This window comes from Liberibacter crescens BT-1 (assembly GCF_000325745.1).
GTDB classification, from domain to species: domain Bacteria; phylum Pseudomonadota; class Alphaproteobacteria; order Rhizobiales; family Rhizobiaceae; genus Liberibacter; species Liberibacter crescens.
Genome location: NC_019907.1, coordinates 207,657 through 228,506, shown reverse-complemented (window position 1 = coordinate 228,506; position 20,850 = coordinate 207,657). Strand labels below are relative to the sequence as shown.

The following is a 20,850-nucleotide window of genomic DNA, read 5'->3' as shown; positions in this document are numbered from 1 at the left end:
GATTTTTCACTAATGAAAACTCTCAACTATCCTCTTCAAGTTAGAAGTTATTGTGCTTTCAATATCATAGCCATATCAGAAAAAGCATCAGAAGAAAGATCTTGATTAGGCAATTGTTTTAAAAATTCATAGATAACAGGTACCTGTTGAACTGCTATATCAAGATCCAAATCAACTCCAGAGCGATATCCCCCTACAAGGCGAAAATCCCGTGTCTCCTCAAATCGAGAAATAAGTAACTTTAGACGAGAAACAAGTTGTGATTCCTCTAAATTCCACACCTTATGTGCTAATCGGGAAATAGAAGCGAGTGGATCTACAGGAGGATAACGCCCCTCTTCTGCTAGAGAACGCTTTAAAACAATATGACCATCAAGAATACCACGTACACTATCAGAAATTGGGTCATTGTGATTATCTCCATCAACTAAAATGGAAACGATTGCTGTAATATTCCCTTTACCCTCTATTCCAGGTCCAGTTCTCTCTAAAAGACGGGATAATTCAGTAAATACTGAAGGGGGGTATCCTCGAGCTACAGGTAATTCACCAGAACTCATTGCAAGCTCACGGATAGCATGAGAAAATCTTGTAATACTGTCTATAATTAATAATACATTATCTCCTTGAGAACAAAAATATTCAGCAATCGTGACTGAAGTAAGTGGAGCCATTCTACGAAGAATAGGACTCTCATCACCAGTTGCAACGACTATTACAAAGTTTTCCAGATCATTCCCAAGAACATCTTCTATAAATTCACGAACCTCACGACCACGTTCACCTACAAGAGCAATAACAATCTTATCAAAAGTATTGACATGCACGAGCATTGATAACAAAGTCGACTTTCCAACTCCCGAGCCAGAAAAAACACCAAGGCGTTGTCCATGACAAAAAGGAGTAAAAATATCGATAACACGTATTCCTGTTTTAAATCCTCTCTCTACTCGCTGTCGATTCATTGAAAGTGGAGCATTGGAAGAAATTGACATAATTGACCTTCCTTTTTCCAAAGCAGGTCTACCATCAATAGCTTCACCTAATGCATTGATAACACGACCACACCAGGAACTGGTTGGAGCAATCTTAAAAGGTCCCTGAAATAATACTAAATCACCCAGACTTATTGGTTTACTAACCTCCAGAGGACATACGCAAATAAAATCCAACTCAACACGCATTACCTGACCTAAATTGTTAAATTCACGTCCTTTATGAACTACAAAATCGCCTAGACATACATGTTTTGATAAACCTGATACTGTATAATACCCAGATAAAATACTCCGAACATATCCCCCATGAATAAGAACTTTTTGAGCATATTCTTCAGTTAAGCGTGCTAATTGATTCAATTTCCCTTTCGGCACTACAACACCTCACCTATCTTCCTTAACAATTTTTCTTTTTATCTATCAGCTGGAAAAAATCTTGATGGCTTCTAATAATGAGCTTTCACTATTGTTAATTACTGAACTTATGTTTTCAAATTCATTTTGTATGCGAATAAGTTTACTTATCTCATGAATAGAATTAGTGTTTGACTGTTCTATGTATCCTTGCTTCACTGAAATATATGAGCGTTCTAAAACCTGCAATGGTTCTTCTTTAGGAACAAAACCACTGTTGTTATGACGGATAAACCCTCCTGATAAATCAGCAGAATAAAATCCAAGTACTCCAACGTTTTTTCCACTTTGATAAAGTGTTCCATCAGAATAAACTTCAAAGTTTTTATCTTTTTGATGAAGATGAATAGGCATATTCGTGATATCAAGAACTGGATACCCTGCCAATGAAACGAGCTCTCCATTTTTTTCAATCTTGAAACGCCCGTCACGCGTTAAAATCATACCCTGTGGACTTTGGAGCGCAAACCAGACATTACCTTTCAAGGCAAAATCTAATGGATTCCCAGTTTTTATAATATCCCCTGTATGGGTAGAAAGATACTCACTCCCTTGAGACACAAAAGAAATCTTGGTGCCCACATTATTTTTCATGTCTTGAAGAACTTCCATGAATTTTACCTGAGTAGTATGAAAGCCTGCTGTACTCATATTCGCTACGTTATCTGCAATTGTAGTCAATCGACGCTCTAACGCTATCTGCGCAGAAAGCGAAACATTAAGAGCTGCTTGCATTATTTTCTCCCAACGCTATATAAAAATTATAATGTAATATATTAAAACTTGCGCAAAACTTTTAATCCCTAAAATTCAAGATTTTTTTTGATAGGTTCACACAAGCCTTAAATTGTAAGCTTTTCAATGTCGAAGAAATGTTTCGAGTTTTATGGATTGTAAATGAATATCATCATAGGATTATTTGTAACGATTGGGTGTATCCTTGGTGGATTTATGGCGATGGGGGGGAATATAGCCGTACTCATACAACCATTTGAATTTTTGATTATTGGAGGCGCAGGAATTGGTGGTTTCATCATGGCAAATCCAATGAAAGTTATAAAAGATTCCGGAAAAGCCTTACTAGAAATTTTTACGCATAGTGTTCCTAAAGAAAGACACTATCTTGATCTGTTAAGAGTCCTTTACTCTTTAATGAATGATTTGCGATCAAAGCCTCTCCATGAAGTTGAATTTAATATAGATCATCCAAATGAATCGCCTGTTTTTAAATCCACACCTACAGTAATTAATAACAAAGAATTGATGACTTTCATATGTGATTATGTACGGATAATCATGATCGGGAATGCCCGTAGTTATGAAATTGAGGCCTTAATGGACGAAGAAATCAATACTATCATCCATGAAAAGTTGAAGCCATACTATGCTATCTTGGCCATGGGAGAATCATTTCCCGCTATAGGTATCGTTGGTGCCGTTCTTGGAATTGTGAAAGCTATGGCAAACATCAACCAATCCCCACAAATTTTAGGAGGATTAATTGGAGCATCTTTAACGGGAACAATGCTTGGTATTGTTCTATCTTATTCGATATGTAACCCTCTCGTATCCCAAATAAAAATTGTACGCTCTAAACAGTATCGACTTTATTTCATTATTAAACAGACATTAATTGCTTATATGAATGGTTCAATGCCACAGCTAGCAATTGAATATGGGCGCAAGACAATTGCATTAGATGAACGTCCTTCTATTGATGCCGTTGAAATGGAAATGCTGAATTTTAATGAAAACAAGAAAGTATCGTAGCAGCCATGCATAGAAAAAATTCTTGCAATGATGTTATATCTGTTTCTCCGATCTTGTTGGCTCGTCTTACTGGAAAGATTGGGGACAAGAAAATTATTGAAAAAAAATCTTTAGAATTTGGACAACTGTATAAGCATTATTTACCTAAAGTTTTAAAAAAAGAAACCGATATACATATCGAATTAGCCTACATTGGCTATAAGTCTGGAAAGTTTCACGAACTTATTTCTTTTCTCGAAGGAAATTTTTCTCTATGCACTGTATCCCAACCTAATTGCTTTTCTTATTTAATGATTGCCTGTGGTAATCATTTCATCATAGCGTTACTCGAAAAGCTCTTAAGTGCAGAACAAAGCACTATTGAAACTCTACCAAATCGCCCTCTTTCAATTATTGAAACAGATTTAGCAAAACTAATATTAAATAAAATGTCTAGTGTTCTAAGTTTATGCACCAGTCAATTAACAGATCTCAAGTATCACTTCGAAGGCTCTGCTACTTTTAAGGATCTTATCCAGAAAGAAAATCAGGAACATAACGAATTTTCAGCAGCAATTAATATGGAGATAATATTAGATGGAATACGGACACCCTTCATATTAATTATTCCACAAGAAAAATTGCTAAAAATTTCCTTAACATCATTTAATTCAAATCAACAAAAAATAAATCATAAAACAAAATTGAGCAATCAATTTATAAAACAAGTCAATCAACTTGATGTGTATATAGAAGCACGAATAGAACTACAGACAATTACACCTAGAAATATTTTACACTTATCCGTAGGTGACGTCATTCCTTTTATGGATAAAGATGATGTCAGTGTAATTATAAATGCAAATGGAAAAGAAATATACAGTTGTGAACTTGGACGCACAGGAGACAATTATACAGTTCGCATAAAAAATAAAATTAGCCTTGATGAAAAAACATAAAGACAGCTTTTGCTATAAAATCTCTCTAATAGTTCTCTGAAAAGTTTTAAATAGAAAGTTAAACTTATGGTTATTAACAAAACTCCCCATAATTCTTTAGATGAAAATCCAACAAATTCCGAAAAAGATTTGAATGATATGCGTACTCCTTTAGAACAACAAGAAAAAATAGATACAAATATGCCTTCTCTTGAATTAAGCGCAGAACATAAACTTAAAGAATTTAATGCTCAAAACAACAAAGATTTTAATAAAGATAGCTCTCCTGTGCCAGAAACACCTCTACCTCTCAATAGCTTATCTAACTCCAATCTTGAAATGATAATGGATATTCCTATAAACATGCAAATTATACTTGGTTCATGTCGCATGCAAATTTCTAGCCTCATGAATTTGTCTGAAGGAGCTATTATAACTCTTGATAAACGTATTGATGAACCAGTTGATATTGCTGTCAATGATCGAAAAATTGCAAAAGGAGAAATTACAATTTTAGAAAATAATGACGCACATTTTGGAATAAAATTAATAGAAATTTTAAACAGTAATTAAAAAAACCTATACCTCTCTTTACTAAGACATTTAATATTTATAGGTAGAGCGCTTTATAAGAATTTTTTCTTTTATAGCGCTATAATCAAGAAAAGGAAGCCACGATGGCCTTTAGTGATTTCTACAAAGAAAACTCACAAAGACCTTTAAATCAAATAGATAAAGCAACAGCCATTCTTTTAACAATGTCCAAGGAAACGTCTGTGCAGCTATTAAAACATTTTAGCAAGGATGAATTACAGGCAATCATTAATTCAGCTCAATCTCTGCCTGAAATTCCACCCGACGAACTCATGCACATTGTGAATGAATTTGAAAACCTGTTTATAGAAGGAATTGGTCTGACAGAAAATGCTAAAACTATAGAAAGTATACTAAAAGAGGGTTTAAGCAAAAATGAGGTAGATAATCTACTGAGACAACAAGAATCTGTTGAAACTTCTGAAGTCTCAGTATGGTATCGTCTTAAAACAGTTAATCCTGTTTTAATAGGAAAATTCCTACTTAATGAGCATCCTCAAACTGCTGCCTATATACTTTCTATGCTTCCGAGTGATCTCGGAGCTAAGGTTTTCCTACAATTTCCAGATACAAAACATGCTGATATCATGAAACGTACTGTTAATCTTAGAGAAGTCAGTCCTTATGCAGTAAAAATTATTGAAAATCGTATTTCAAAAATACTTTTAGAAGTTGAGGCTAATTCTGGCACTAGTGGATCTGAAAAAATTGCTAATATTATTAATGAACTTGAAAAATCACAGGTTGACACTTTACTGAAATCATTAGAAACTCTTAGTAAAGAAGCATTTGATAAAGTTCGCCCTAAAGTTTTTCTTTTTGAAGATCTCATTACGATACCTTCACCTAGTTTATCAACTTTACTCAATAACATTCCAATTGAAACTCTAATAACAGCTCTTTACAGCACTTCAACGGAGCTCCGAGAATATATACTTAACTCTACAAGTATACGTCAACGCCGTATTATTGAATCTGAGATCTCCATCAATACGCAATATGTTAATCCACAAGCAATATCTATTGCACAACGTATCATTTTACAGGAAGCAATACGCCTTGAAAAAGAAGGAAAATTTGAAATGAAAAAACAATAAAATAAAAACTTAATTCTAGAAAATTATCTTTACAGATTTTTAAAAGGAAATCCTAGTGTCTGAGGACAATAATAAAGATAATAAAACAGAAGCTCCTTCTACAACAAAAGTTCAGGATGCTATTGATAAAGGAAATGTGCCTATCTCACGTGAGTTAGCACTCTTTACTTCAGTATTAGGTTTCCTGATATATTTATCATTTTTTATTCCTTCAAGCATCATTAATCTTGCAGTAGATTTACGTAGTTTTTTTGAAAAATCAGAGCAATGGGAATTAAACAATAACGCAGATGTATTAGCTATTCTCATGAAACTTACTCTGAATTCTTCAAAACTAGTTATTCCTTGTTTTCTGTTACTAATGATATTCAATATTAGTGCTTACTTAATTCAAAAGTGTCCTTCTGTAAATTTTGACAAGTTAAAACCTAGTCTTAATAAACTATCAATCTATAAAGGTTGGAAACGGATCTACAGTATTAATAATCTCATTGATTTTACAAAAATATTCTTAAAAATAATTGTTATTAGTATCTTTATTACACTATCATTAAAAGACAACTTTTCTCAGATACCGGGTTTTATGTCCTCGGATCCTTTTTGGATTTTGAAAGAAGTGTATATAATAATACAAGAGATTTTAATTGTAATATTACTATTTATGGCTTGTCTAACTGCTCTTGATTTATATTGGACATACTATAATTGGTATTCTCAATTAAAAATGAGTAAAGAAGAAATCAAAGAAGAAACAAAACTACATCAAGGGAACCCTTTAGTTAAAAGTCGCCAACGATCTATTGCGTTTAATAGAGCAAAAAACAGAATGATAAAAGCGGTATCAAGCGCAACACTTGTTATTACTAACCCAACTCACTACTCTTTAGCACTGCGTTATAAACGCGAAGAAAACGATGCACCCGTGATGCTTGCTAAAGGTAAAAATCTAATAGCTCTGAAAATTAGAGAAGTTGCCGAACAAAATAACATACCTATATTTGAAGACCCTATTTTAGCACGATCTTTATTTAAACAAGTGCCCATTAACAAAGCAATTCCACCAGTCTTTTATAAGGCTGTCGCACAATTGATTCATAAGATTTACTCTAAAAAATTAAATTAAACTATCTGATAATAAAAATTATTATCAGATGAATACACGGCATCTTTACTTGATAAAACCTGTACACCTCCTAGTATATATAACCAAGCTTCATAGCTTTAGCAATTGCTTGCACACGATTAACAGCATCAAGTTTAACTGTCGCTGAACCAAGATACACATTAACGGTATGTATAGATAAATCTAATTTATCGGCAATTTCTTCACTTATATATCCATCACCTGCTAACTGTAAGCAAGCAATCTCACGATCTGTTAAATTTCTATTTGACATAGTACGTCGTTTAGAAAATTCCAGAAAATCTATCATCATCTGGAAACATTCTCCATGTGCCTCAATAATGACTTCGTTACTCAGTTTAATGTGATCTGCAGTGAATACAATATATCCATTTCCAGACAAAAAACCTAAACGCACAGGAAAAGCAATGCCAGAAACAGGCAGAATTCCCCCCTCTAAGTTCATAGAAAAATGCTCAGGTAATTTAGAAAATTTTGTTTCCTTTATCTTACTCCAAGTTATAGGCAAAAGCTCACGGTCAAAATGAAGAAGAAGTTGATCTCCATAAGCTTCAACTAAAATATCTGGAATGTTCTCTTTTGATGAATCATAATTTCCAAGCTCACGAATAAGACGTTGACGCCTTGGGACATTATGAACATATTGAATCGTATAAAGAATAAAGTTAGATGCACGTATCTTCTTTTGTAAAAGAGTTAACCTTGAAAAAACATCTAGTTGACTTGATAATCTTTTTCCTGTACTTGTGTCACTAGTAGGTACTTTTGATTCAGTAGATTGTTGTTGTGTCATATACTCCTCTTCAAACAATATTATTACGAACCGCATAGGCTATAGCATTAGATCGAGTCTTTGTAGCTGTTTTTCTCATAACGCTTGCAATGTAATTGTTAACAGTATTACGAGAAATCCCAAGTATTAGTGCTATCTCTTCACTAGTTTTACCCTCAGCAATCCAAATCAAACAATCTATCTCACGTCCAGTGAGTTCAAAATCTTTATCCAAACGTATATCACAATTCTTGAATATATTAGCTTGATACGCTGCCAATAAACCTACTTCCCACAATCGTTCTTGTAAAATAATATGTCCTTTAGGAAATAATAATATAAGGCCAATACGTACCCGCTCTACATCAAATGTCAGAGCACAATAACGTCTATCTATACATGAAGGTGGATTTGCATTCTCTGGAAGAGTATAAAAAAATGGACGGAATAATGCACCTGATCTCTGTAAAGAACCAATATCTCCTTGACCCATTCCGCCAAACGCCATACACTTTACCAAATCAAATGGACAATCAGAACTAACAACAGAATCAAGTTTCTGCTCTTGAAATGGCTGCCATTTAACTAATAAAAAATAACTTGCCCCAACGTACTCAGTAAGAGCATACATCCATGTTTGCCAACAATCTGTGTGATCAAGAGAAATCATCCGAGCAACTAAATCTCTACGTGTTGGAAGAGTTGCTGGTACAGTTGACTGATGAACTGCATTTATATTCAAATCAATATTTACGTGCCGCCCTGCGAAACCCATTAGAAGTCATCCTCGACGGTATAAAAAATATTTAGTACAAATTTTGGAACAATGCATATATGTATAAACTACTAAATTTTTATATATGTTATTAAAAAATACACTAATTTCTATTTTAAAAACCTATAGTATACCATCTATCTTATAATTTAACAACAAATTTATTTAAATACTAAATAAAGACCATAATAAAAAATAATATGCTCTAAAAAAAACAGAACTTTTTAAAATTCATTCTATACACTTCATACTTACGATTGATTCAAGGAATCATATTTCAAACTATCTGTTTCAGATCGAACCCATTTACGCAAAATTTTTGCAAAACGTTCTTCATTAAGATCAACCATATATGAAAGACGATACCCAGGACCTTCTTTAATATTACCCTTTATATCATCATTAGGATTATTGTTGCCTTTGACAGAAAAATCATCCCTTGAAGAACGAACTTTCTCTATAGCATCAGCACCTTCTAAAATATCTGAAGAAACCTTTGTTGGTACACTAAGAATAGTATCACTTGAAAACCCTGGGTGATTATTTTTATTAAGAGCTTGCACCAACGGACGTATAGCAAACCAAATAATTAAAAAAACAATGATCAAAAAAACTGTATAGTGAATAATAGTTGTGAAATGCTGAGACAAAATATCTATAATTTTTATTTCTGTGGACGTTTCGTTTAACAGCTGATCTTCTATAAAATCCATTGGTGTTATTGTTACAACATCACCTCGATTAACATTAAGACCAGAAGCAGAAGAAACAACTTGGCGAATATTATCAATATAAGAATCAATCTGAGTACGATCTATTTCTTTCCCCAAGATTTCTATAAGTCTCTTATTATTGATTACAACGGCAATAGATAATCTCTCTAATTTATAACCGCTATGTACTGTAGAAATATTCTTTGTATTAATTTCATAATTACTTTGCTCTTCTTTTTTGTCAGAATGCTCTGTAGAATGAGTACCCGCTGCATGATCTTCAGATGTATGAGGTATATTTTGCTCAACAGTAACTGCACTATCTTGTGGATGCGTTTCCACTTTCTGAATGTTTTTAGAAACATGCACAGAACGCTCTACACGAGAATCAGGATCATATATTGTTTCTTGAATTTTCTGAGTATCTGTATTTAATTCAGCTATTACTGTAGAACGGAAATTACCAATCCCAAGGAAAGGAGCCAAAGCTTTATCAATATTAATACCAATTTCATGTTGAACAGATTGAATAATATTGAATGAATGCGTAAATTTATTTTTATCTGTATCATCACCAGATAATAAAAGCTGTCCTGTAGAATCGAGAACAGTAACCCCACTAACATCAAGACCAGGAACAGCAGAAGCAACAAGATACCGAATTGCTGAAGCTGATTTATGGATAACAGAACTGGAAGCTCTAATCATTACGGAAGCTGTTGGCTTTGCATGTGTATATCGGAAATTTCCTGTATTAGACATAACAATGTGTACACGAGCCGCTGTAATTCCAGAAATAGACTGAATTGTACGGGCAATTTCCCCCTCTAGAGCACGTACTCGTGTTATCTCTTGCATAAAAGAAGTAAGTCCGAAAGAATTTACCTTATCAAAAAGCTCATAACCAGAACTAGAATTACTTGGCAATCCATGAGAAGCTAAAAGAAGACGCGCTTTATTAATCATATCCGACGGCACCATAATACTTGACCCATCATTACCAGGACGAAAACCTATATTAGCCTCAGATAGAGCTCTAGATATTTGATTAAAATCAGAACTCTCAAGCTTAATATAAAGACTTTCATATAGCGGCTCGTTAAAAAATACCTTACCAAGCAAGAGAAAACTTGCAGAGGCTACAATGAGCCCAGCTAATATTGCTATACGAATCCAACTTAACGATATGAAGTTTCTTAAAACTTTTATTTGACTTAAAATGTCCACTTTTTTTTGCAGCCAAAAAATAAAATATAATACTTTTTTCAAAGTATTAGCTTAAGCTTGTGCGAATATTGTATGAATATTTTTATTTATTAACAAAATACCCTAATGGTTTATCAAAAAATCAAGTCAATTGTATATTGATCTCAATACTAAAAATGAGCAGTATTCAATGTAAAAGATATATAAAAATTATCATATAACTAAATTTAATCATATGATTTTGATTATAAATCAATCATTTACCATTTAAAACTCTATACTTTTCAGCATTCTACAGGTACGTCATATTGATTATGGTTCAAAAAACATGATCAATTATTCAAAAAGAATGCCATTCTTTTTTGTCTCTATCCTGCATCTCTCGTTACCAAACTCATCTATCACTGCAGAACTCGTCAAAAAAACGAATAGAGATATCATAACAAAAAAGATATAACTGTTTCAGAATATAACACTATAATCAATTTGCTTAAAAGGACTTAGACAATCAGTCCCTTCAATCTACGAGATATTGAAAAAATAAACACCTCTCAGATCAATACCAAGAAGCAACATAAGTAGAAGCTCATATCCACAGGGCAATTTTTTCTAACCATGACACGTAAATCTCCTGCGAATATCTTTTATCAAACTTCTTTTAGGAGAGTCCAAGACGTCAGGAAAAAACTTTTTAGAGTTAAAGCTGTATTAACGGATATATGAAAAAAAGTGCTAATAGCATTTAGTAATCTTACAGATGTGCAATATTTATTACTGTATCGCATCCGACATAATTATATTATTAATCAGATTTATCTACTAGATTATTTAAGTCTATTATCATATTTTTAGGCAAAAAAGTTTTAAGGAACTGATATGCGAAAGATTAAAACTATAGCAATTCAGATGAATCATGTTTCATCTATTAATATAGATACTGATGCAACATTTGCTATAGGATTAGAAGCGCAAACGCGCGGTTATCAATTGTTTCACTATACACCTGATCAACTTTTTATGCGCAATAACAAGATTTATGCTCACGCTGAACCAATGATCCTACGAGATATCAAAGATAATCATTATGAACTGGGTGAAGCGGAAATCATTGATTTATCAAAAATAGATGTCGTTCTAATACGTCAAGATCCTCCTTTTAACATGGCATATATTACCTGCACCTATTTATTGGAACGACTTCATCCTCAGACTCTTGTCCTTAATAATCCTTTCTGGATACGTAATTCTCCTGAAAAACTTTTTGTTTTTGAATTTTCTGACTTAATGCCTCCAACATTGATCTCACGTAATATCGATGAGATTATGAAGTTTCGCGTAGAAATAGGTGATATTATTCTAAAGCCCCTATATGGCAATGGTGGGCATGGTGTATTATACCTCTCCAAGGAAGATCGCAACTTTGCCTCTTTGACAGAACTTATGCTAACAATATCCCAAGAACCTTTTATTGTACAAGCATACCTGCCTCAAATACATGAAGGAGACACGCGTATTCTACTTTTAGACGGGGAACCTGTCGGTGCTATTAATCGAGTACATGCTGAACACGATAATCGCTCTAATATTCATGCTGGGGGACGGGCAGAACCAAAAGAAATAACCTCTCAAGAACAAGAAATATGCCGACGTATTGGTGCAAGTTTACGTGAACGTGGCTTATTTTTTACAGGTATCGATGTAATAGGTGGATATCTCACTGAAATCAATGTTACTTCACCAACTTGTATTCGTGAGGTTCAAAAATTCGGAGGGAACGATATTGCTTCTTTATTCTGGAACTCTGTTGAAAATAAACTATAAAATATATAAGCCCAAAATAAAAATATTAAAATATATTATCACAGGTCTTTATTACTTAAAAAATTCTCTTATTCTAGATAATTACGACATCTTTAAAAATGGGAATATAAATTTACTGTTAACTCTATCCCTTATCAATACAGCTTAAGATATAAAAACACAATATTTTCATTAAGTATCACGCCAAGTGAAATATAATTTTAAATGACAGACTTTACTGCAGATTCAGTATCATAATCAACCGATAAGCGAAGGTCCCGCAATGATTTAACTCTAGCAATAGACTCCTGATATACAGGATGTGCTTTAAATTCTTTTAAAGCTTGTTGATCATAAAATTCTCCATAAACTATAAAGTCTATTTCTTTACTCCATTGATCAACTCGAAGATTAATCCCTATCTCTAAAAGATGTGCGTGTGGAATAGTAGTAAGGATTGACAGTCCAGAAAGTACAGATTGATGATGTTCAATTGGCGCAGTAAAAAAAACAATATGACGAATCAGCTTATGTTCCTTTTTTAATAAAATCTATTTATAGTGCTTAAGTAATTTTATATTATATATTTAAAGGCATTTCTTAATAACTAATTTCAGTTGATATACGTTAATTTATTAATTAAAACAATCACATACCATTGAAAAAATAATTTAGCTATAAATATTTATATATCAATCAATATCATATTTTATTACTTAAAAAATACATCACTTCCTTTCGTTGTCTAGTACTATTGGCTGAGATAGAAGATAATTAATCATTCCAGCATAAACCATTTTTAAAAATAAAAACTATGGAATCTATTTCTGTTTCTGTAAAAAGAGATTATTACAATAAAATATACTTATAGTATAAAGTTGTTATTAGCATTAACTCAATATTAATACTTACTCTATTTCAAATATGTATTTGATTTAATCAATAGCTTATTGAAAACCCAATGTAGGCTACAAAGATAAAAATTTATTGAAAGACCCAAAGGTAAAATATTTAGGGTTAAATTTGGGTTGCTCATTGAGATCATTAAGAAGCTGTCATTAAATTACTGAAAAATAAATTGTATATTTATTTTTTATGCAACATCAATTAATGGTACGGTTGAGTGGAATTGAACCACTGACCTCAGGTGCCACAAACCTGCGCTCTAACCAACTGAGCTACAACCGCATGATACAACATAGATCTTTTAGATTAAGACAGTTAAATTAATTCTGCAAGCTAATTCAGTTTACAAAATATAAAAACCCTTTATTTCTTCCTGAAGAAAATGACGTTAACCTTATTGCTTAATTAAATAAACCTTAGCAATAACAATGCTGGATTCAAAACAATATAACTATTATCTATTTAATATATTTAAAGAACAGTTAAATTAATCTTACTTTTCGTTTCACTTTAACCAAAAGAGTACAAAAATTCCTATGATGAAACACCCTTTCATAGATATCACTGTACATCCATTGATACGCAAGTCTTTTGTAGAAGGGAAAGCCGTTGCTTTATTGTCTAAAGACATGAGAAATCTTCTTTGGACAAATGGAATAGCTGCTAATTTATTTGGGTATTCGTCAATTTATAATTTTTTAAATAAAGGCCTAAATCATACCAGTGTTTATTTCAGACAACTACAAACAGCCGTTAATCAACTTAAAAAACCAGGAGATTTACGCAATTTTATAATGTTAATTGCTTTTAACTTTCAAAACTTTCTTATACAAGTTACTGTTGAAATGATATCTCTAAAAGAACATGAAGTGGTCATTCTCTTAGTAGCATCTCTAGAAAATTCAATTTTTCCTAAAATTACACAAGAACAACATATGATTTTAGGTCTTGATAATTCCAATATCAATGTTATTGCTCTTGGAAATGAAGGTCAGATTATAGCTGCATCTCCTCATTTCATAAAACTCAAAGTGAATTCAGAAGCAACACAGTTAATGGCTATGTGCTCAGAAAAACGTTCCAGACGATTAATAAAACAACCAATTCTCATACAAAATAACATAATGGAATTACCACTTTCTTCTGAAACTGAAACTAATCCTCTTCATTCTTTAAAAGAACTCACAAAAGAAATTTCTATATCTAGTCTCGAAAACTTCGATACTGGAAATAAAGATAATTTACAAACACAAATAACAGGAATGAATGACCAAGAACAAACCCCAGAGACTCTCTCAGAAGAGATAAAAATGCAATCACAACAATCTACTGAATTTGAATCAATGAAAATAAATACAATTGATCACCTAAACCAAGAAATAGATAATAAAACGCCTTTTACCTTCAATGCACAACCAAGAGTAGTTAGATTCGTATGGAAAGTTAATGCACAAACATGCTTCTGTGAAATTTCAAAAGAACTCCCTGAAACAATTGGCCCATATGCCGCAAGTATTATTGGCATTAATTTCAATGACTTAAATGTTATTCTAAATTTAGATCCTGAAGGACACATTCCTGAATTATTAAAACAGCAAAATACATGGTCAATAGAAAACACATATTGGCCTATAGAAAATACTGACCTAAAAGTTCCGATAGATTTTGCTGCTCTTCCAACATACACGCGCGACCGTAAATTTGATGGCTTTAGAGGCTTTGGCATTATCCGAATTTCTGAAGCCATCACTGATTCACTCAAAACTGGTCTTATGATAAACAATATTTTTAATTCTCTTGCAGAGAAAATAAAAGTAAAATATTCTTACGAAACAAACGCAAATCTTCCTCAAGATACGAGCTTTTCTCTGATACCTAAAGAGATAAAAGATAAAAAAGAACTCTCATTACTAGAACAACAAAATCCTTTCCTTTCAAATTCTGATGATATATCAGAAAAAATAATTTTGTTTTCTAAATATCAGATGCTGAACTTTGATACATTAAGTCATTCTGGAAAAGATGCTCTTGAAGATAGTAGCAACCATCTACGAAAAAATGATAACTCTGATGTACTCAATTCAACACCGAATACAAATACGCATAACAAACAAATCAACACACAAGAAACCACAGCCCTTCATCAACCTATAGAAAAAAATCAATCCTCTCAAAAAGAGACCTTTAAATATAAATCAAATTGCAGTGTCAAATTACCAAAATGGGTCCACGAAGGTTACGGTCTCTCTGTAGATAATATTGACAGTATTTCCATACCTTTACTTATATATTCCGGTCACCGTATATACTACACAAATTTAGCTTTCCTTATACTTACTGGCTATAAATCGCATGAAGAGATTGAAACTGCAGGAGGATTATCGAAATTATTAGAACCTCAACATTCACAAAAAAATAGCGAACACTCTAGTACAATCTCAATTCTATGTTCTGATGGTACATTTATTCCCGTATCAGTTCGTTTACATTCAATATTGTGGGAAGGACAAAAGTTATTGAGCCTAACAGTTGTTCCTCTCATTGAAGAATATGAATATCATGAACCTAATAATATCGCTCCAAAATACGAAAAAAGAATAAAAGCTTATATACATGCGCTCGAAACTGAAATAACTCAGCTGAACTCCATCTTGGAAACTGCATCAAATGGTATAGTTATTATAAGCCCTGACAGAAAAATCCAGTCCATAAATCACCCTGCCACCTTGCTTTTTAACTATACATCAGAAGAAATAAATGGAAAATCTTTTACAATACTCTTTTCTTCTGAGAGTCAAAAAATTATAACTGATTATCTTGATGATATTTCTACCGATAATGCCTTTCACCTTTTAAATCAGTGGAAAGAAGTCTTTGGGCGTAAAGCAAATGGCGATTCAATTCCAATTTTTTTAACTATAAAAAAACTTTTATCTTCTTCTGGTTACTATGCTACATTACAAGATGTCGTTCAATTAAAACACAATGAAGAAGCTGTATAAAACTCAACAGGTAGAAGAAGAATCTATTGATCAAAAAAGATCTTTATTAGCTTACGTTAGTAATGAGATTCGTCTCCCTCTTAATACTATAATAGGCTTCTCTGAAATACTGATTAATCAATGCTTTGGGTTTATTAGACATTCTCGCTATATTGAATACGCACATTATTTTGTAGTATCAAAATTTACTCCCACTCAATTGTTGCAGGTGGCTTTGAACTTATATCGTACACTACTCTGTTAACACCTTTTACCTCATTAACAATACGATTAGAAACATGGCTTAAAAAGCTCATATCATGATGATAAAAATCAGAAGTCATACCATCTATGGATGTTACAGCACGAAGTGCACAAACATATTCATACGTTCGTTCATCACCCATAACTCCAACAGTTTTCACTGGAAGCAATACAACAAATGCCTGCCATATTTTATCATAAAGACCAGCTTTAACAATTTCATTAAGATAAATTGCATCCGCTTTACGTAAAATTTCAATTTTATGCTGTGTAACCATGCCAACACAACGAATAGCAAGACCTGGCCCTGGAAATGGATGTCGTCTCACAAAATCCTTGGGCAACCCCATTTCTTTTCCAAGTAAACGTACTTCATCTTTAAAAAGTTCACGAATTGGTTCTACCAATTGTAAATTCATATGTTCAGGAAGACCTCCAACATTATGATGTGATTTTATAACAGACGAAACACTCCCATTAAAAGAAACACTCTCAATAACATCTGGATATATTGTACCTTGTCCAAGGAATTTTACATCATCAAGCTTTTTTGCCTCTTCTTCAAAAACTTCAATAAATAAACCCCCTATTATTTTTCTCTTAAGCTCAGGATCTCTAATGCCTGCTAATTTATGAATAAAACGCTGGGAAGCATCCACAGAAATTAATGGAAAGCCATAATATTTTTCAAACATAGAAACAACATCAGCGGCTTCGCTTTCACGCATAAATCCATGATCCACAAAAATACATGTAAGATTTTTACCTATTGCCTCATGTATAAGTAATGCAGCCACTGAAGAATCAACTCCTCCTGACAATGCACAAATTACTTTATTGTTTCCTACTTTTTCTTTAATTGCATTAACAATTTTACTACGATAGTCTGACATGGTCCAATAATTTTGAATACCAACCACATTGTGTAAAAAGTTTGATATCAATTTTGCACCATCGGGTGTATGAACTACTTCAGGATGAAACTGAACAGCATAATATTTTCTATTCTCATCAGCAATGAAAGCAAAAGGAGCAGTATCTGAAGTTGCAATTACCTCAAATCCTTTAGGAATAGCTGTAATTCGATCTCCATGGCTCATCCAAACTTGATAATGCTCATCTTTATTCCAAAGATCTTTAGTTAAAGAACACTCTTTTTTCATTTTAATGAATACACGACCGAATTCGCGTTTAGAAGAACTTTCTATTTTTCCTCCTAATTGCATACACATCACTTGTTGTCCATAACAAATTCCTAAAAGAGGAATTTTTGAATCAAATATTTCTTGTGGAATATGTGGACTTCCTTGATTGTATACGGAAGCAGGACTCCCTGAAAGAATAACTGCTTTTGGCTTCAAACTTTTAAACGAAACAGACGCATTCTGGAATGGAACAATTTCACAATAAACCTTCGCTTCACGGACACGACGAGCAATAAGTTGAGTTACCTGACTCCCAAAATCAATAATGATAACTGTATCTGGATGATCTATCTTAATCATAATTTAATCTTTAAAAAACTCTTCTAAAACTTTAATTGAACACAATCAATTCTGAAAACATTAGCATAAAAACTAGCTTTAAGTAATTTTATCATAAGAATATAACACTTCAATTATACCAACATTAACTTTATATACATAATGACATCACAACCTACTAACTTTTACACGATCAATATTACGTCCATTAAGTTTTACAATCTCAAATTTAAGATATTTTTCTGTAAAAAACTCTCCTTCTTGAGGCAAATGTCCAAGTTTCCAGAGAATAAACCCAGCTAAAGTAGAGTAGCGATCATCTTCGTCTACAAGATTAATACCAAAAAGTTTTGAAGCATGACGCACATCAATCCAACCATCAACTGTTAATGAACCATCCTCTGCTGCTGCAATATCAAGTTTTTCATCGTCTTCTCCAGGAAATTCACCAGCAATAGCTTCTAGAATATTAGCAGGCGTAACCATTCCTTCTAAAGCTCCATATTCATCTAACACCATGGCTACTGTTTGAGATGATTTACGAAGCTGCTCCATCAACTTTAAAGCACTAGTACTCTCATGAACCATTAAAGGCTGCCTGATGGATTGCTCTGGGTTGATTTTTCCATGTTCAAGAAGATCCCGAAGTAAATCCCGTGCTGAGACTACGCCAATAAAAGTATCAAGACTGCCTCTAGCAACAGGAAAACGAGAATGACCTAACTCAAGAATTTGTCGTTGTAAATCTTTAGAAGAATGATCTATATCAAGCCATACGATATCTGTCCGAGGAGTCATGATTGACTTTGCAGGACGATCAGCAAGAGTCAAAACTCCTTGAATCATATCTTTTTCTTCTTCAGAAAAAACTTGCATATTATTTTCCTGCTCTTCAAGAGTTTCAGCCTTAATATTAAGACTTGATTGCTGTACTCGCTTACCACCTAACAAACGAAGTACTGTATCAGCCGTTTTGGCACGCAAATTTGAAGTAATAATAATCCGCTCACGATTACGCCTGGCTATCTGGTTAAAACCCTCAATGATAATTGAAAAACCAATACCAACGTATAAATATCCCTTAGGAATATGAAATCCGAATCCTTCAACAATAAGAGAAAAACCTATCATCATAAGGAATCCAAGACAAAGAATGACCACAGTTGGGTGACGAGAGACAAAACCTATTATTGGTTTTGAAACCGCCATCATCATGAGAACGGATACAACAATAGCGATAACCATCACTTCTAAATTCTGCACCATTCCAACTGCAGTAATAACACTATCAAGAGAAAAGATTGCATCCAGAACAACTATTTGCACAATTACTTGCCAAAAAACAGGATGGATAAATTTTCTTTTTTCATCAAAATCATCTGGACCTTCTAAGCGCACATGTAATTCCATAGTCCCCTTAAAAAGGAGAAATAAACCACCAATTACTAAAATAATATCACGCCCAGAAAAGTTAAAATTATAAACAAAGAAAATTGGTTGTTTTAAAGTAACAACCCAAGATATAAATACCAACGAAGCAATACGCATAAGCATTGCAGACAAGAGTCCAAAAATCAATGCCTTGTATCTTTGAAATTGAGGTAACTTATCAGCAAGAATTGTAATAAAAATCAGATTATCTATACCGAGGACAATCTCAAGAATAATTAAGGTAGCAAGACCAACCCATGAAGAAAAATCATATATCCAGTTAAACAACATCTAATTATATTAGCTTCAGTGCCTTAACCAAGCAAGATACTCCTTGTGTTATAAAAAATTTTGCAGAATTTACAATATTTTTCAAATACTGTAGACCAACATGATTGGCTACATATTTAAATTACAGCGCAAGAACTTTAAAACATCATAAACCCAAAAACCCTAAAGCTCATTAATACGAGCCATCTACTGTTAAAAACTACACTTTAAATCTTAAATTCCTATCGATTGATTAAAAAAAGAAAGCTTGTCAAAAAATACTCTTTATTGATTAGAAACCTTTAAAAATGCAACTAAAATTTCACTTCTGAAAATAAAATAGCACCTGCCACTCCAACAAACTCCAAAAGAGAGTAGTTGTATAAAAATACTTCTAATTATTAAAGATAATAAGCTCATAATCAACACTAAATCTTTAAAAAAGAACTTTATACTTAGGGATGAAATTTTAAATAAAAATTAAAAAAATGCAAGCTTTATCAACTTACATTCATAAATGAAAACTGTTATCTTTTGATAATCTCTTCATTTAAAAATTATAAAAACATACTATACATAGTATAAACATTACTGAAAATCAGTTTTTTAACTTACAAAAATAAAAAATGGTTTTTTTCGGTTATCTTTACATTAATTCACATGACAAAATATTTTTTAAGCATTAAAAATTAATGATAAGGTTTAAAAAAATATAGCAAGCATAAAGACAGTTTTTATATAAATACAACGAAAAAGAACATAATCTATAATAGATAGCATAATCATATTTATACCACGAAAAACGGAGCTGCCAATGACATATGTAGTCACTGAAAATTGCATCTGCTGCAAGTATACAGACTGTGTAGAAGTATGTCCTGTGGATTGTTTTTATGAAGGCGAAAATTTCCTCGTTATAAATCCTGATGAATGTATAGATTGCGGCGTATGTGAACCTGAATGCCCTATAAACGCAATTAAGCCTGATACCGAACCTGGACTTGATATGTGGCTAAAAATAAATGCAGAATTTTCTAATAAATGGCCAAACATAACAACTAAACATGAACCATTACCCGATGCAAAAAAAATGGATGGGGTTGAGAACAAATACGAAAATTATTTTTCTCCCAACCCGGGAGCAAATGACCAATAGTAATTAACCATTACTTGATTAATTTAATGGGCTTAAAAGTTAACTATTGATTTACATTTTTTTCTGATATACGTTACCTCTGTGGTATAGGCTGTTTCGTTATAAAACAGAGTGTTATTATTTTATTTATAAAGCTTTTTATGCGGCTTTTTAGGTGA

Annotated in this window: 16 protein-coding genes and 1 tRNA gene; 8 read left to right on the top strand and 9 right to left on the bottom strand. The window is 32.6% G+C overall.

The window, feature by feature from the left end:
* Nucleotides 1-47: 47 nt before the first annotated feature.
* Together B488_RS00935 and flgF are read right to left on the bottom strand one after the other, a co-directional pair.
* Nucleotides 48-1,373, bottom strand: a complete 1,326-nt coding sequence (locus tag B488_RS00935) for a FliI/YscN family ATPase (RefSeq protein ID WP_015272607.1) — start codon at nucleotides 1,371-1,373, stop codon at nucleotides 48-50.
* A 45-nt stretch (nucleotides 1,374-1,418) separates the two neighbouring features.
* Entirely contained in the window at nucleotides 1,419-2,147 is a 729-nt protein-coding gene (gene flgF / locus B488_RS00930) for a flagellar basal-body rod protein FlgF (protein WP_015272606.1), read from the bottom strand.
* A 162-nt stretch (nucleotides 2,148-2,309) separates the two neighbouring features.
* Between flgF and motA the strand changes: the two genes are divergently transcribed.
* The 5 genes from motA (at nucleotide 2,310) to B488_RS00905 (ending at nucleotide 6,913) form a co-directional block, all read left to right on the top strand.
* Nucleotides 2,310-3,182, top strand: coding sequence for a flagellar motor stator protein MotA (gene motA, locus B488_RS00925; RefSeq protein WP_015272605.1), 873 nt, complete (start codon nucleotides 2,310-2,312; stop codon nucleotides 3,180-3,182).
* A gap of 5 nt (nucleotides 3,183-3,187) precedes the next feature.
* Nucleotides 3,188-4,120: a FliM/FliN family flagellar motor switch protein gene (locus B488_RS00920; RefSeq protein ID WP_041770527.1), complete on the top strand. Its 933-nt coding sequence runs from the start codon at nucleotides 3,188-3,190 to the stop codon at nucleotides 4,118-4,120.
* A gap of 66 nt (nucleotides 4,121-4,186) precedes the next feature.
* Complete coding sequence (gene fliN, locus B488_RS06775) at nucleotides 4,187-4,672, top strand: flagellar motor switch protein FliN (RefSeq protein WP_015272603.1); 486 nt, start codon at nucleotides 4,187-4,189, stop codon at nucleotides 4,670-4,672.
* A 104-nt stretch (nucleotides 4,673-4,776) separates the two neighbouring features.
* Nucleotides 4,777-5,790, top strand: a complete 1,014-nt coding sequence (locus B488_RS00910; RefSeq protein WP_015272602.1) for a flagellar motor switch protein FliG — start codon at nucleotides 4,777-4,779, stop codon at nucleotides 5,788-5,790.
* A gap of 55 nt (nucleotides 5,791-5,845) precedes the next feature.
* Complete coding sequence (locus B488_RS00905; protein ID WP_015272601.1) at nucleotides 5,846-6,913, top strand: EscU/YscU/HrcU family type III secretion system export apparatus switch protein; 1,068 nt, start codon at nucleotides 5,846-5,848, stop codon at nucleotides 6,911-6,913.
* A 70-nt stretch (nucleotides 6,914-6,983) separates the two neighbouring features.
* Here B488_RS00905 and B488_RS00900 read toward each other — a convergent pair whose 3' ends face one another.
* From B488_RS00900 to fliF, 3 genes are all read right to left on the bottom strand, one after another.
* On the bottom strand, nucleotides 6,984-7,727 hold the full coding sequence (locus B488_RS00900; protein ID WP_015272600.1) for a helix-turn-helix transcriptional regulator: 744 nt from the start codon (nucleotides 7,725-7,727) through the stop codon (nucleotides 6,984-6,986).
* 10 nt (nucleotides 7,728-7,737) lie between these two features.
* Nucleotides 7,738-8,481: a transcriptional regulator VisN gene (gene visN, locus B488_RS00895; protein ID WP_015272599.1), complete on the bottom strand. Its 744-nt coding sequence runs from the start codon at nucleotides 8,479-8,481 to the stop codon at nucleotides 7,738-7,740.
* 251 nt (nucleotides 8,482-8,732) lie between these two features.
* Nucleotides 8,733-10,421, bottom strand: coding sequence for a flagellar basal-body MS-ring/collar protein FliF (fliF, locus tag B488_RS00890; protein ID WP_041770908.1), 1,689 nt, complete (start codon nucleotides 10,419-10,421; stop codon nucleotides 8,733-8,735).
* A gap of 855 nt (nucleotides 10,422-11,276) precedes the next feature.
* Here fliF and gshB point away from each other — a divergent pair.
* Nucleotides 11,277-12,221: a glutathione synthase gene (gshB, locus tag B488_RS00885; protein ID WP_015272597.1), complete on the top strand. Its 945-nt coding sequence runs from the start codon at nucleotides 11,277-11,279 to the stop codon at nucleotides 12,219-12,221.
* Between the two features lie 200 nt (nucleotides 12,222-12,421).
* Here gshB and B488_RS06970 read toward each other — a convergent pair whose 3' ends face one another.
* Complete coding sequence (locus B488_RS06970; protein ID WP_081583184.1) at nucleotides 12,422-12,727, bottom strand: Dabb family protein; 306 nt, start codon at nucleotides 12,725-12,727, stop codon at nucleotides 12,422-12,424.
* 584 nt (nucleotides 12,728-13,311) lie between these two features.
* Nucleotides 13,312-13,388 (bottom strand) — tRNA-His (locus tag B488_RS00880).
* A 254-nt stretch (nucleotides 13,389-13,642) separates the two neighbouring features.
* On the opposite strand from B488_RS00880, the gene B488_RS00875 reads away from it, so the two are divergent.
* Nucleotides 13,643-16,108, top strand: a complete 2,466-nt coding sequence (locus tag B488_RS00875) for a PAS domain-containing protein (protein ID WP_015272596.1) — start codon at nucleotides 13,643-13,645, stop codon at nucleotides 16,106-16,108.
* A 185-nt stretch (nucleotides 16,109-16,293) separates the two neighbouring features.
* Here B488_RS00875 and guaA read toward each other — a convergent pair whose 3' ends face one another.
* Together guaA and B488_RS00865 are read right to left on the bottom strand one after the other, a co-directional pair.
* A complete protein-coding gene (gene guaA, locus B488_RS00870) occupies nucleotides 16,294-17,856 on the bottom strand; it encodes a glutamine-hydrolyzing GMP synthase (protein WP_015272595.1) in 1,563 nt (520 codons plus the stop codon).
* Nucleotides 17,857-18,003: 147 nt separating this feature from the next.
* Nucleotides 18,004-19,557, bottom strand: a complete 1,554-nt coding sequence (locus B488_RS00865) for a TerC family protein (protein WP_015272594.1) — start codon at nucleotides 19,555-19,557, stop codon at nucleotides 18,004-18,006.
* A 793-nt stretch (nucleotides 19,558-20,350) separates the two neighbouring features.
* Between B488_RS00865 and fdxA the strand changes: the two genes are divergently transcribed.
* Entirely contained in the window at nucleotides 20,351-20,692 is a 342-nt protein-coding gene (gene fdxA, locus B488_RS00860) for a ferredoxin FdxA (RefSeq protein ID WP_041770524.1), read from the top strand.
* The last annotated feature ends 158 nt before the right edge of the window (nucleotides 20,693-20,850 follow it).

Excerpts from the sequence above, each read along its gene's own strand:
- flgF (WP_015272606.1), bottom strand. The coding sequence starts at position 2,147 with ATGCAAGCAGCTCTTAATGTTTCGCTTTCTGCGCAGATAGCGTTAGAG.
- motA (WP_015272605.1), top strand. The coding sequence starts at position 2,310 with ATGAATATCATCATAGGATTATTTGTAACGATTGGGTGTATCCTTGGT.
- B488_RS00920 (WP_041770527.1), top strand. The coding sequence starts at position 3,188 with ATGCATAGAAAAAATTCTTGCAATGATGTTATATCTGTTTCTCCGATC.
- fliN (WP_015272603.1), top strand. The coding sequence starts at position 4,187 with ATGGTTATTAACAAAACTCCCCATAATTCTTTAGATGAAAATCCAACA.
- B488_RS00910 (WP_015272602.1), top strand. The coding sequence starts at position 4,777 with ATGGCCTTTAGTGATTTCTACAAAGAAAACTCACAAAGACCTTTAAAT.
- B488_RS00900 (WP_015272600.1), bottom strand. The coding sequence starts at position 7,727 with ATGACACAACAACAATCTACTGAATCAAAAGTACCTACTAGTGACACA.
- visN (WP_015272599.1), bottom strand. The coding sequence starts at position 8,481 with ATGGGTTTCGCAGGGCGGCACGTAAATATTGATTTGAATATAAATGCA.
- gshB (WP_015272597.1), top strand. The coding sequence starts at position 11,277 with ATGCGAAAGATTAAAACTATAGCAATTCAGATGAATCATGTTTCATCT.
- B488_RS00875 (WP_015272596.1), top strand. The coding sequence starts at position 13,643 with ATGATGAAACACCCTTTCATAGATATCACTGTACATCCATTGATACGC.
- guaA (WP_015272595.1), bottom strand. The coding sequence starts at position 17,856 with ATGATTAAGATAGATCATCCAGATACAGTTATCATTATTGATTTTGGG.
- B488_RS00865 (WP_015272594.1), bottom strand. The coding sequence starts at position 19,557 with ATGTTGTTTAACTGGATATATGATTTTTCTTCATGGGTTGGTCTTGCT.
- fdxA (WP_041770524.1), top strand. The coding sequence starts at position 20,351 with ATGACATATGTAGTCACTGAAAATTGCATCTGCTGCAAGTATACAGAC.